At 62.5% G+C, this 11,972-nt stretch carries 11 protein-coding genes; 6 read left to right on the top strand and 5 right to left on the bottom strand.

Features of this window, described 5'->3' with window-relative positions:
- Nucleotides 1-821: 821 nt before the first annotated feature.
- A complete protein-coding gene (aroC, locus tag BLT42_RS05720) occupies nucleotides 822-1,913 on the bottom strand; it encodes a chorismate synthase (RefSeq protein WP_091768115.1) in 1,092 nt (363 codons plus the stop codon).
- Between the two features lie 47 nt (nucleotides 1,914-1,960).
- Nucleotides 1,961-2,467: a hypothetical protein gene (locus BLT42_RS05715; protein ID WP_091768112.1), complete on the bottom strand. Its 507-nt coding sequence runs from the start codon at nucleotides 2,465-2,467 to the stop codon at nucleotides 1,961-1,963.
- Nucleotides 2,468-2,555: 88 nt separating this feature from the next.
- Between BLT42_RS05715 and pdxH the strand changes: the two genes are divergently transcribed.
- Together pdxH and BLT42_RS05705 are read left to right on the top strand one after the other, a co-directional pair.
- On the top strand, nucleotides 2,556-3,224 hold the full coding sequence (gene pdxH, locus BLT42_RS05710; RefSeq protein ID WP_091768109.1) for a pyridoxamine 5'-phosphate oxidase: 669 nt from the start codon (nucleotides 2,556-2,558) through the stop codon (nucleotides 3,222-3,224).
- A 26-nt stretch (nucleotides 3,225-3,250) separates the two neighbouring features.
- Nucleotides 3,251-4,057: a DUF1499 domain-containing protein gene (locus BLT42_RS05705; protein ID WP_091768106.1), complete on the top strand. Its 807-nt coding sequence runs from the start codon at nucleotides 3,251-3,253 to the stop codon at nucleotides 4,055-4,057.
- Here the strand turns inward: BLT42_RS05705 and BLT42_RS05700 are convergent.
- A complete protein-coding gene (locus tag BLT42_RS05700; RefSeq protein WP_091768103.1) occupies nucleotides 4,048-4,956 on the bottom strand; it encodes an MBL fold metallo-hydrolase in 909 nt (302 codons plus the stop codon). The genes BLT42_RS05705 and BLT42_RS05700 overlap by 10 nt on opposite strands.
- Complete coding sequence (locus tag BLT42_RS05695) at nucleotides 4,953-5,897, bottom strand: ATP-grasp domain-containing protein (RefSeq protein ID WP_091768100.1); 945 nt, start codon at nucleotides 5,895-5,897, stop codon at nucleotides 4,953-4,955. The genes BLT42_RS05700 and BLT42_RS05695 overlap by 4 nt, the downstream gene beginning before the upstream one ends.
- Nucleotides 5,898-6,262: 365 nt before the next feature.
- Between BLT42_RS05695 and BLT42_RS05690 the strand changes: the two genes are divergently transcribed.
- Both BLT42_RS05690 and BLT42_RS05685 read left to right on the top strand, forming a co-directional pair.
- Nucleotides 6,263-7,195, top strand: coding sequence for an ABC transporter permease (locus BLT42_RS05690; protein ID WP_091768097.1), 933 nt, complete (start codon nucleotides 6,263-6,265; stop codon nucleotides 7,193-7,195).
- Nucleotides 7,195-8,103 carry an ABC transporter permease subunit gene (locus BLT42_RS05685; protein WP_091768093.1) on the top strand — a complete coding sequence of 303 codons (909 nt, stop codon included), beginning with the start codon at nucleotides 7,195-7,197 and terminating at the stop codon, nucleotides 8,101-8,103. The genes BLT42_RS05690 and BLT42_RS05685 overlap by 1 nt, the downstream gene beginning before the upstream one ends.
- A gap of 116 nt (nucleotides 8,104-8,219) precedes the next feature.
- On the opposite strand, the gene BLT42_RS05680 is transcribed toward BLT42_RS05685, so the two are convergent.
- A complete protein-coding gene (locus tag BLT42_RS05680; protein ID WP_091768090.1) occupies nucleotides 8,220-8,828 on the bottom strand; it encodes a hypothetical protein in 609 nt (202 codons plus the stop codon).
- A gap of 131 nt (nucleotides 8,829-8,959) precedes the next feature.
- Here BLT42_RS05680 and BLT42_RS05675 point away from each other — a divergent pair, with 131 nt between their 5' ends.
- Complete coding sequence (locus BLT42_RS05675; RefSeq protein ID WP_233342341.1) at nucleotides 8,960-10,594, top strand: peptide ABC transporter substrate-binding protein; 1,635 nt, start codon at nucleotides 8,960-8,962, stop codon at nucleotides 10,592-10,594.
- Between the two features lie 69 nt (nucleotides 10,595-10,663).
- Nucleotides 10,664-11,917 carry a DUF3667 domain-containing protein gene (locus BLT42_RS05670; protein ID WP_091768086.1) on the top strand — a complete coding sequence of 418 codons (1,254 nt, stop codon included), beginning with the start codon at nucleotides 10,664-10,666 and terminating at the stop codon, nucleotides 11,915-11,917.
- Nucleotides 11,918-11,972 lie beyond the last annotated feature (55 nt).

The following is an 11,972-nucleotide window of genomic DNA, read 5'->3' as shown; positions in this document are numbered from 1 at the left end:
TAGGCTCCGTCGCGACCCGGGCGTGAGCCGGGACGGGTGGTTCCGGATCTCGGACCCCGCGGGTTATAGGCTCCATCGCGACCCGGGCGTGAGCCTGGGCTGGTGGATCCTGATCTTGGTCCGCGCGGGTTATGCGCGCCGTCGCGGCCCGGCTGCGCGCCGGGACGGTATGTTCCGGTGCGTGGACTACTACCACTACTACCGGGGTGGGAATCGGAGCGGCGGGTGCCTGTGCCACGTCTGCCGCTGCCCTGAACCGGCGCGGGCTGAATACGAGGATCGGTCCGGTCCATCACCGGGCCGCCGCGGCCGGGCGCGCGATCGCCACGATTGCTGCGCGGAGCCGTGCGATCCGAGCGGCGATCCTGGACCCGGTCACCGCGTGGTGAACTGCGGTCGGAGCGGCTTGCGGGCGGGCGGGCCTCGCCGCGACTATTATCCTGCGGGCTTGACGTCGTGGCCGGCTGGCCGCCGCGGTTTCGCGCGGGCTGCCCAGACGATCGCGATGAGTTCGAGCGCCGATCGGCCTGTTGATTGCCGCGATTGCGATTTTCGGAACGCGTCCGTCGCGGGTTTTGTTCTTCCGACGAAACAGATCGGCCCGACCCATTGCGTTCATGGCGACTTTGCGCTTCGGCGGCATCCGTAAATGCGAGGCCAGGCAGAAAGATCAGCGCGACCGCTGTGGCAGTGAGCAGGCTGAATTTGGTCATCGTCGGAGGCTCCTTCATGACGGCGTTCCGGGAATCCTCGCCCCAGTTTGAAGAAGCTTAACCAAATCTTGATGAGCCGGGGATGAACGCGCCCTTCATCTTCGTGGGTCAGAAGGCGGATTGACCGGCATGGCGCAATTTCTGGTCGGCCAGAACGATCGCCGCCATGGCTTCACCGACGGGAACGGCACGGATGCCGACACAGGGGTCATGGCGCCCGCGGGTCTCGATCACGGTCTCGTCGAAATCGCGGTCGAGCGTGCGCCGCTCGATGCGGATCGAGGAGGTCGGCTTGACGGCAAAGCGGACCACCAGGTCCTGGCCGGTCGAAATGCCGCCGAGCACGCCGCCATTATGGTTGGACAGGAAGACCGGGCCATCCTCGCCCATTCGCATTTCGTCGGCGGCCTGCTCGCCGCGCATCGCGGCCGAGGCGAAGCCGGCGCCGATTTCGACACCCTTGACGGCATTGATTGTCATCATGGCGGCGGCCATTTCGCTGTCCAGCTTCGCATAGACCGGCGCGCCCCATCCGGCGGGCAGGCCGGACACCACGACTTCGACAATGGCGCCGGTGGACGAACCCTCAGTGCGCAGGGCATCCATGTCCGCCGCCCAGAGCTCGGCCGTGGCGGCGTCGGGGCAGAAGAAGGGGTTATTGGAGACTTCGTCCCAATCCCAGCGCGCGCGGTCGATCTGTCGCGCACCGACCTGGACCAGGGCGGCGCGGATGGAGATCCCGTCGCCGAGCACCTTGCGAGCGACGCCGCCAGCCGCGACGCGCGAGGCGGTTTCGCGGGCCGAGGATCGGCCGCCGCCGCGGTAATCGCGCACGCCATATTTCATGTCATAGGTATAGTCGGCGTGGCCTGGCCGCCATTTGTCGCGGATATCGCCATAATCCTTCGAGCGCGCATCCTGGTTTTCGATCATCAGGCTGATCGGCGTGCCGGTGGTGACGGGGCCGCCGGTCCGGTCATCGCTGAATGTGCCTGACAGGATGCGTACCTGGTCGGGTTCCTGGCGCGGTGTGACATGCCGCGATGTTCCCGGCCGGCGCAGGTCGAGCCAGGGCTGGAGATCGGCTTCGCTCAGCGGTATCCCGGCCGGGCAGCCATCGATGACGGCTCCGATCGCCGGTCCGTGGCTCTCGCCCCAGGTGGTGACCCTGAATAAATGTCCGAAAGTGTTGTGTGACATAGCCGATCCGCGCTTTTTTCAGAGCATAGTCGGCGAAAGGCCCGGCGTCACGCGGCCGACTGTGCCTTGCGGATCCAGCGCGCAAAACGGGCATTGGCCGAGGGGCGCGAAAAGGCCTCGATGAAGTCATCGAGGGGCTCGAAATCCGCCGGCTCAGCTGTTCTCGCTGCATCGGGTGCCAGGGCAATGACGCGGACCTGGACGCTGGTATCCGGTTCACCGACCGCCTGCAGGAAGCTGCCGTCGGTTATGCCGGCGGGAATGCGCACGATAATCGTCCGCTCGCCGGAGCGCATGGAGCGCGTCAGACCGCGCCGGGCCTGCTCGCTATTGATTTCCACCTCCATGCAGGAGGGCAGATGCTTTTCGAGATGGCGGATTGCCTCCACGATGGCCGCCAGCCTGGACAGGGCAGCCGGGCTGGGTTCGGTGGTGTCGGGGTGGAGCGTTTTGACTTCCTCGCGGAACTTGCGTTTGGCTGCGATCAGCCCGGCGCCCGGCTCGAGGCCGAACGCAGCATAGGCTGCAGCAAGTGTCAGAACGCGCGATGTCATCCTGCTTCGATAGCGCAAGAAGATTCCTGAAAGGTTGACGCCGCCCGCGACGGGCGTAGGAAAGCATCTTCCCGTTGGAGATCGTGCGATGAGCGACAAGAATTTGATCCCGCCCAGTCCGGATGCGGCAGCCTATGCCCGCACCAATGAGGCCAACGCCGTCGAGATATTCGATCGCGATGAGCCGCTCGATCTGTTCTCCGAATGGCTCGCCGATGCCCGGAAAAAAGAGTTGAATGACCCCAATGCCATGGCCCTGGCGACGGTCGATGCGGAGGGCTTCCCGGATGTCCGGATGGTGCTTTTGAAGGATGTCGACCAGGGCGGGTTTGTCTTCTACACCAATCTGGGCAGCGCAAAGGGGCAGCAATTGGCGGCTCATTCCGGCGCCGCATTGTGTTTTCACTGGAAGTCATTGCGTCGGCAGGTACGCGTGCGCGGTGCGGTCGAACCGGTCGATGCGGCCGAGGCCGATGCCTATTTCGCCTCGCGGGCCCGCGACAGCCGGATTGGCGCCTGGGCCTCGACCCAGTCGCGGCCGCTTGAAAGCCGCTTCGCGCTGGAAAAGGCCGTCGCGCGCGAGGCCGCCCGTTTCGGTCTCGGCGAAGTGCCCAGGCCGGACCACTGGTCCGGTTTCCGCCTGCGCCCGACGGCGATTGAATTCTGGCGCGATCGTCCGTTTCGGCTCCATGACCGTCTGGTTTTTACCCGGAGCGATTTGACCTCGCCCTGGACAAGCGCACGGTTATATCCTTGAGAATTGACGGCAATGGAGGGGCTGGCATGACACGGTTCATCGAAATTCTGCGGGCGACGATCGATATAGCGGTCGCTCTGTGCGCGCTGCTTATTCTGGTGATCCCGCTCTGGTTCGGCCTCGCGGCGTTCGGGACCAAGTGGGAATTCTGGGGCTGGCAGACCGGCTTGAACGCCATGACCCATGTCTGGGGATTGCGCCTCTTGCTGGCAGGGCTCGTCGCCGGGGTGCTCACACTGGTCGTTCTCATCCTTTACCGGCTCCTGGCCAGTCAGGGGCATGGCAATTGGCTCAGTGCGATCGCTGTATCGCTGATCGCTGCGGCGGGGCTGGCCTGGGCGACGCAGATCGAGGCGGGCAAAGCCGCCGGACCGGCTGTGCTTGATGTCACGACTGATGTTCTGGATCCGCCGCATTTTTCGGCGGGCTTCACCGCGCGCCGCTCCGGCCTGGATTCCAGTCTGAACTATGACGGCAAGATCGCCGCTGACGGGCAAGCCCTGCCGGCGCTGCAGGCCGAGCGCTATCCGGCGATCGGCACGCTTTACCTTGATGAACCGACACAGAACGCCTTTGCCCGGGCCCTTGAGCTGGCGCGGGAATTGGGGTGGCGGGTCAGCACTGCCTCCGCAGAGGCCGGGATGTTCGAAGCGGGCGCGGAAAGCCTGTGGTTCGGGTTTCGGGACGATATTGTCGTCCGGGTCCGGCCCGGCGAGACCGGTGGCAGCCTGGTCGATATCCGCTCTGTCGCCCGCCAGCCGGTCCATGATCTGGGCCGCAATGCGGACCGGGTGGAGGCCTTTCTGGAGGCGCTGGGCGGGGCTCAGTCCTGAGCGCTTAACCGGTACAGATTGGTCAGGCTGGGTTCGCCCTCGCTCTCGATATGTCCGGTCTCGATCAGGTGGATCATGTGGGCGAGAACGGAGTGCGCCGCTGCCGGGTGCAGCCGCTTGTCGACATGCTGGTAAATTGTGGCGACGAGTTCCGGCACGGATTGCGGCTTTGATGCCAGCGCATCGACGATTTGCTGCTCCCGCTTCATCCGATGATCGATATAGGCCTGGACGAATTCGGCCGGGCGTTCGACGGCCGGTCCGTGTGTTGGCCAGAGGCGCGTGAAATGGCGGTCGCGCACGCGCGCGAGCTCTCTGAGATAATCACCCATATGGCCATCGGGCGGGCTGATGACGCTGGTCGACCAGGCCATGACATGGTCGCCGCTGAACAGGACATTCTCTTCCTTCAGGGCGTAGCAGACATGGTTGGAGGTGTGGCCGGGCGTGTGCAGGGCCTCAATCGTCCAGCCCGGTCCGGTGAATTCCTCGCCATCCGAGATTTCGATATCCGGTGTGAAGCCGACATCATCGCCGGCCTCCAGACGAACCTCGCCGCCGGCGGGCAGCGCGTTCTGGGCACCGAATCCGTAAACCTGGCTGCCATGCTTGGCCGCCAGCGGGTGTGCGAGCGGAGAGTGGTCGAGATGATGGTGGGTCACGAAGACATGGCTGACATGTTCGCCGGCCAGGGCCTGGTCGAGGGATGCCTCATGGACCGGGTCAAATGGACCGGGATCGATGACCGCGACCTCGCCATGCCCGATGATGTAGACGCCGGTGCCGGTATAGGTGAAGGGGCCGGGATTGGGCGCCGTGATGCGCCGGATCATGGGGGAGAGCGTCTCGCAGACGCCGTATTCGACATCAGGTTCTTGGAGAAACGGTATGTTCGTCATGGCTGGTTTTGTTGCTCCAGGGCGGGGGCCGGGCGCAGGAATTCCAGAAAGGCAGCGGCCAGCCGTCGGGTGACCCGTATCTTGTCATCCATCTTCATGGCAATCGGCGGACCCATATCTGTCTTGTTGACGTCGACCACGTAGAGTCGGCCATCCGCCTTGTCGCGCAATACATCCAGCCCACCCCAGTCGAGCTGCATGGCGCGCGCAAACTCGGCCAGACTGGCCTGCTCCGCAGCGCTCAGCACGGTGTGGGTTTCAACGACCTCCACGCTCTCATTCGAGTTTGCGAATCGCTCGCTCAGGCGCCGGCGCTTGAGAATGACGAGCGGGATCCTGCCGCCGACAGTGGGGCAGCGCAGGTCTTCGACGCGCTCACCGGCAATCGAATTATCGATCACCCTTTGATAGACATAGCCCGGTTCCGCCGCACACGGTCCCTGGACGATCCGGCCGTCATGGGCACCATTCGCCTCGGACTTGCGCACCAGGCTGCCGGTAAACCGGGCCGGGTTCACATTGAGTGCATAACCGAAACACTGCTCGAACACTGCGCCGACATGGCTTTTGGCAATGCTCTGGCAATGGCGATTGATGGCGCGGGGGCCGGAGGGCCAGTCCAGCGCGCCGCAGGTTGTGGAGTCGTCAAAATAGAAGACAGCGTCAGCTTCGCAGGGGGTTTTCGCAATTCGTGCACCGGCCACGTGCAGGACGGACCAGATGAGATACCAGGGCCGCGGCCGATCCGGCGCGAACCAGATTTTTGGCCCAGAACGGGACGAGCGGCGCAGACGCCAGCCCTCGACCACAAGATAGAAGGGGAACCAGGACAGGACTTCGCCGATCAAACCCGGTTCGAGGCGCAGGCGCGCACCGGTTTTCTTGACTGTGACCACGCCGTCCTGGAACTCGAAATCCCTCCACCAAAGCGCGCGGTGCATAGCTATGGCCCTTCCGGTTCTCATGCGGCGCATTCTAGTGATGCCGGGAACACACGCAAATCACGCTCGTTCACGGACGGCGCGAAAATTGCGTGACCGGGAACTTGGTTTGAGTTCGTGAGAGGGAATTTGGACGTGGCCCGGTTTCTAGGCAAGCGCCTTGTGCGCATCGGATGGATGTTGCTTCTGCTTGCAGCGGCCCAGCTTGCTGGTGCATTGATGGCGACCAAGCCGCAGACATCGCGAACTGCAGCTGTTCCGCCCTTCTCCGTCGAGGATGCTGCGATGCAGCGACATAGCCTTCATTGACATCGCGCCTGCCAGCCTGAAACTGCGGCAAAACTCAGATTGAGCACTATATCAGAATGTTTGGTTTTATCTTTAGGCGAGTTCTGATCGCCATCCCCACGATTCTCGTGATCATTGCGGTCGCGTTTTTCATGATGCATGCCGCGCCCGGCGGGCCGTTCGATCTCGAGCGTCCGATGCCTGATGAGACGCGGCAACTCCTCATGGCCCGTTATGGCATGGACCAGCCGGTCTGGAAGCAATATCTCGACTACATGGTGAATCTGTTCCAGGGCGATCTGGGACCATCCCTGAAAGTCCGCGACAAGGATGTCGCCGAAATCGTCGCAGAAGGCTTTCCGGTCAGCGCGACAATCGGCATTTGCTCGATGATCCTCGCGGTCATCTGCGGGTCATTCCTCGGCTCGGTCGCCGCCCTGCGTCAGAACACCAGCGGTGATTTTGCGGTCATGACCTTCGCCATGGTCGGGATCAGCATTCCACCTTTCGTGATGGGCCCGATCCTGGCGCTGTTCTTCGGCCTCTATCTCGGCTGGCTGCCGACCGGCGGGCTGGATCCGCGGCTCGGTATGACGCCGGACCGGTTGATCCTGCCGGTTGTGACGCTCGCCCTGCCGCAGATTGCGATCATCGCCCGGCTGATGCGGGCGAGCATGATCGAGGTCTTGCGTTCCAACTATATCCGGACGGCACGCGCCAAGGGGCTTTCGCCCTCCACCGTGATCGTCCGTCACGCCCTGCGGTCGGCAATCCTGCCGCTGGTCAGTTATCTCGGGCCGGCATCAGCCGCGCTGATTTCCGGTTCACTGGTGATCGAAGTCGTGTTCCAACTGCCCGGCATCGGCAAGCATTTCATTGATGCGGCCCTGCAGCGTGACTACACATTGGTGATGGGTGTCGTGATCATTTACGCCAGCCTCATCATCGTCCTCAATCTGATCGCGGACCTGCTTTATGGCGTCCTCAATCCGAAGGTGAAGTACGAATAATGAGCACGCTTGCAACACCCGGCGAAAAGGCTGAACTGATGGAAACGGCAGCGGTCAAAGGCCGTTCGCTGTGGGAAGATGCCCGCGCGCGTTTGATGCGCAACAAGGCTGCCGTCGTCAGTATTATTGTTCTCGGGACGCTGGTCGTGCTGGCCATTCTCGGTCAGCTTGGCGTCTGGGTCCATGACTATGACACCATCTATCGCGAAGAAGTCTGGGTGCCGCCGACCTTCGAGAACTGGCACTTGTTCGGCACCGATGCGCAGGGGCGTGACATGGTTGCGCGGACCCTGGTGGGGCTTGGCGTATCGCTCATGGTCGGCATAGTCGCCACCATTGTCTCGCTGGTGATCGGTGTGACCTGGGGCGCGACGGCTGGCTTTATTGGCGGCCGCGTCGATCAGGCGATGATGCGCTTCGTGGACATCCTCTATTCGTTGCCCTTCATCTTCTTCGTCATCATTCTGATGGTGGTTTTCGGGCGCAATATCATCCTTATTTTCGTCGCCATCGGCGCCGTTGAATGGCTGACCATGGCGCGGATCGTGCGCGGCCAGACCATTGCCCTCAAGCGGATGGAATTCGTTGAGGCGGCCGAGGCCGCGGGCGTGTCGCAATGGATGATCATCCAGCGTCACATCATCCCGAATGTGCTGGGCCCGGTCGTCGTCTATGTGACCTTGATGATCCCGGTCGTGATCCTGGCGGAGAGCTTTTTGAGCTTTCTCGGGCTCGGCGTCCAGGAGCCCCTGACCTCGCTGGGACGGCTGATCTCTGCGGGTGCCCAGGACATGGAAGTGGCGCCCTGGACGTTGATTGTGCCGGCGGTGACCATGATGGTGACCCTGTTCTGCCTCAACTTCATCGGCGACGGCTTGCGTGACGCGATTGATCCCAAGGATCGTTGATCGGCCAGCGCGGCTCGTCCGGCAGGCCGAAGCCAGTCGAATACGGAAAAGGGCCGCCCGGTCGGGTGGCCCTTTTTCCTGGCTGAATTGTCCTGGGCAGGTCTGGTTGAGCCGCGCTACTGCGTGCGGCGGGCTCTGAACCAGCGGCCATTATCGCCGACGCGCATCATGTAGGAATCGAGTGCTGCACTGCGAATGCTGGCGCCTTCGCTGATGTCGGTGCTGCGGGCGACATGGGTCGAATCCGAATCCAGCTGTTGCCAGATCTGGCCATTGACGAGCGTGACGACGGCGCGGCGCGAGCGATTGAAGCCGATACTGGCCACCGCCAGATTGTCGATCCGGTCGATCTGGCCATTGGCGTCGCGTGATACGGCACGATCGCTCGAGGATGTCGTGCTCGCATCAGCCGCTGCCAGGTCACTGGCGCTGCCTCGGGGCAGGCCCAGTCGAGGCAGGGAGGGCAGGCTGAGCCCCGGAATGCGCAAGCCAAAGGTGGCTTCTTCTGCGGCCTCGACATCCCCCCGGTTGAGGGCGATGATGCTGCCGGACTCCGTATCGCTGTGCAGGGCTGCGACAGCCGCATCCAGGCAGGCAAGGCGACCGAGATCCTCGGTGATCGCCTCGCAGGCGAAGAGATCATCGAGCGGCGCGGACGGTGCCTGTGCCAGCGCCGGCGCTGGCAGGGTGATGGCGACGGTGAGAAGCAGTAATCGAGTGTTCATGTTCACACGCTTATCTAGAGGCTGAACCTGACTATGCGCGACGCGCCGGCAAGTGTCGACCGGCAGATGATGTTGCGCTAGATAGACCATCAGCGAATCGCTTGGATACCTTGGGAGGGGAGACCGAAATCGTGACCCGCAATAAAATACTGTTCGCCATGCTCGCATCCGCATCAGCTCTGGCTCTGGCCAGTTGTGGTGGCGAAGGGCCTCCGCCATCCGATGAGGTGGTCATCCACCGCGGCAATAATGCCGAACCCCTGTCGCTTGATCCGCACAAGGCCAGCGGCACCTGGGAAAACAATATTATCGGCGACATGTTCGTCGGTCTCTTCACCGAAGATCCCGAGGCCCACCCGGTTCCGGGCATGGCCGAGAGCTGGGAAGTCAGCGAAGACAGCCTGACCTGGACTTTCCGCCTGCGGGAATCATACTGGTCCGACGGTGCCCCGGTGACGGCGGGCGATTTCGTCTACGCCTGGCGCCGGATCGCCAACCCGGAAACCGGCGCGCAATATGTGTCGCTGCTCTACCCGATTGTCGGCATGGCTGAAGTCAGCCGCGGCGAGGCTCCGCCAGAGGCGATCGGCGTCGTTGCGGTCGATGACCGGACGCTGGAAATCCACCTGGAAAACCCGGCACCCTACCTGCCTGGCCTGCTGACTCACTACACCACTTTCCCGCTGCCGCAGCACGTCGTGGAGCAGTTTGGTGATGAGTGGGTTCGCCCCGAGAATATCGAGGTCAACGGCCCCTACAAGCTGATCGACTGGCGCACGAATAATTTCGTCCACCTCAGCCGCAACCCGTATTTCTTTGATGATGCGAATTCGTGCATTGACGAGGTCTATTATTACCCGACGGTCGACAATAGTGCGGCCGGACGGCGGGTTCGCAATGGCGAGCTCGACCTGAATATGGAATTCCCGGGTCAGCAGATGGAATTCCTGCGCCGGGAAATCCCTGACTATGTGCGGGTCCACCCCTATATGGGCACGGTGTATTTCTCCATCAACACGACGCTGGAGCAATTCTCCGACCCGGCCGTGCGCAATGCTCTGGGCATGGCGATCGATCGGGAATTCATCGCCAATGAGATCCTGCGTGCCGGGCAATTGCCGGCCTATTCGCTCGTGCCACCGGGTATCGACAATTACGCGGGCGGTGTGGAAGCCAGCTGGGCCGATATCCCGGTCGAGCAACGCCGTGTCACGGCGCGCGATCTCCTGATCGAGGCGGGCTATGGTCCGGATAATCCATTCCGTTTTGAATATACCTACCGGGCCACTGCGGATAATCCGCGCGTCGCGCCGGTGGTTCAGAATGACTGGTCGGCCATCGCCGACTGGGTTCAGCCAGAACTGATCGTCAATGACACGCAGATCCACTACGACAATCTGCGGGCGTCGGACTTCCAGATCGCCGATGGCGGCTGGATTGCCGACTATAATGACCCGTATAATTTCCTCTTTCTTGGCGAGTATCGCTCGGTGCCGATGAACTACTCCCGGTATAATAATCCGGAGTATGACGCGCTCGTGGAGCAAGCCAATCGGGAACAGGATCTGGATGTACGCGGCGGCATGCTGGCACAGGCCGAGCAGATGCTGATCGACGACATGCCGATCATCCCGCTGGTGTATTACGTCAACAAGAACCTGGTGAACCCACGCGTTACCGGATGGGTCGACAATCTGACCGATATCCACCGGACGCGTTACCTGTGCTTTGCCGATATCGATCGCACCGAGACTGCGACCGAATAAACGCACGCTTGTCAGATGAGGGCTTCCCGACCTAGCTTGAGCTAAATTCGGGCAAGGTTGGGGGCTCTCATGTCAGGCGGCGACAGTATTTCAGACGCTATTATTGCCGATTCAGCGGGCGGTGAGCTGGGCGATGCGATACACGCATCCCGGCGCAAGAAGCGCGCCCGCCCATCGGCATTCGAGCCGGCTCATGCCGCCGGCCTGTGCAGCAATTGCGGCACCAAGCTGATTGGTCCGGTTTGCCATAGTTGCGGCCAGACCGCCGAAACCTTCCACCGACCGATCTGGGATTTATTGCTCGATGTCCTCGACGGGCTGTTCGGGCTCGAAGGGCGTCTGTGGCGCACCCTGCCGCCGCTGATGTTTCAGCCCGGCAAGCTGACCCGGCGATATCTTTCCGGCGCCCGCGCCCGCTATGTGATGCCCTTCAGGCTGTATCTGACAGCGAGCGTTCTCTTCTTCCTGGTCGTTTTCGCCTTCAACAGTTTTGAGCGCAATCCCGATGCTCCGCTTCTGTCCATCGATGCCCGCGAGGCAATGGACACGGCGGTCGGGGAAATTCCGCTGGACGAACTCAATGATCAGCTCGAGCGGCAGGGTATATCGGAAGAGCAACGCGCCGCGATCGCCGAGCAGATCGCGCGCGGATCGGGGGCGCTCGCCCCGCCCGTCGATCCGAACGAGACTCCCGAGGAACGGGCTGCGCGAGAAGCCGTCGGGGCCGATGATCTCAAACGGGTGATCCGGGAGGCTCTGTTGCCGCCGCCAGCCGCCGATGCCGCCGAGGACGGGGCTGAAAACAGCGCCGGTGAGCCCGATGCCGCCGGTTCGTCCCAAGCGGACGAGGTGCAGATCAGCGGCCTGGACGAACTGCCGATCGAGGCCCGCGAGCGCTTGGCCGACCAGGCCGATCGCATCATCGATGATGGCGGCGCATCAGTCGCGGCGTCGATGCAGGTGTGGGCGCCCAGGCTAATGTTCGGCCTGTTGCCGATCTATGCGCTCTTGCTGGCGATTACCCATTTCTACAAGCGCGGCTATTTCTTCTACGACCATCTGGTCGTCTCGCTGCACTTCCATTCCGTGCTCTTCTTCGGCTTTATCCTGGTTCTGGCCCTGGGTTCGGTGATCGGACCGGCACCGGCCGGAGCGGGCTTTTTGGTCTGGTCGAATTATTACCTCTACCGGCTTCATCGCGTTGTGTACCGGCATGGTCGGTTCTCCTCCTTGTTGCGGACGATTTTCATGGACTTAGCCTACGGGATTATCCTCTCCATCGGCATGCTCATCCTGTTGATCATCGGCATTCTCTCGGTCTGAGGCCCATGAAGACGGGGCCCGCAGCGTGTGCTGCGGGCCCCCGGGTCAGTTTTCA

It is taken from the genome of Maricaulis salignorans (genome assembly GCF_900103475.1).
GTDB lineage: Bacteria > Pseudomonadota > Alphaproteobacteria > Caulobacterales > Maricaulaceae > Maricaulis > Maricaulis salignorans.
Note: the sequence above shows the minus strand (reverse complement) of the source record. Positions and strands in the feature narration are given on the sequence as shown.

Coding starts and splice junctions, on each gene's coding strand:
- aroC (WP_091768115.1), bottom strand. CDS start 1,913: ATGTCACACAACACTTTCGGACATTTATTCAGGGTCACCACCTGGGGC.
- BLT42_RS05715 (WP_091768112.1), bottom strand. CDS start 2,467: ATGACATCGCGCGTTCTGACACTTGCTGCAGCCTATGCTGCGTTCGGC.
- pdxH (WP_091768109.1), top strand. CDS start 2,556: ATGAGCGACAAGAATTTGATCCCGCCCAGTCCGGATGCGGCAGCCTAT.
- BLT42_RS05705 (WP_091768106.1), top strand. CDS start 3,251: ATGACACGGTTCATCGAAATTCTGCGGGCGACGATCGATATAGCGGTC.
- BLT42_RS05700 (WP_091768103.1), bottom strand. CDS start 4,956: ATGACGAACATACCGTTTCTCCAAGAACCTGATGTCGAATACGGCGTC.
- BLT42_RS05695 (WP_091768100.1), bottom strand. CDS start 5,897: ATGCACCGCGCGCTTTGGTGGAGGGATTTCGAGTTCCAGGACGGCGTG.
- BLT42_RS05690 (WP_091768097.1), top strand. CDS start 6,263: ATGTTTGGTTTTATCTTTAGGCGAGTTCTGATCGCCATCCCCACGATT.
- BLT42_RS05685 (WP_091768093.1), top strand. CDS start 7,195: ATGAGCACGCTTGCAACACCCGGCGAAAAGGCTGAACTGATGGAAACG.
- BLT42_RS05680 (WP_091768090.1), bottom strand. CDS start 8,828: ATGAACACTCGATTACTGCTTCTCACCGTCGCCATCACCCTGCCAGCG.
- BLT42_RS05670 (WP_091768086.1), top strand. CDS start 10,664: ATGTCAGGCGGCGACAGTATTTCAGACGCTATTATTGCCGATTCAGCG.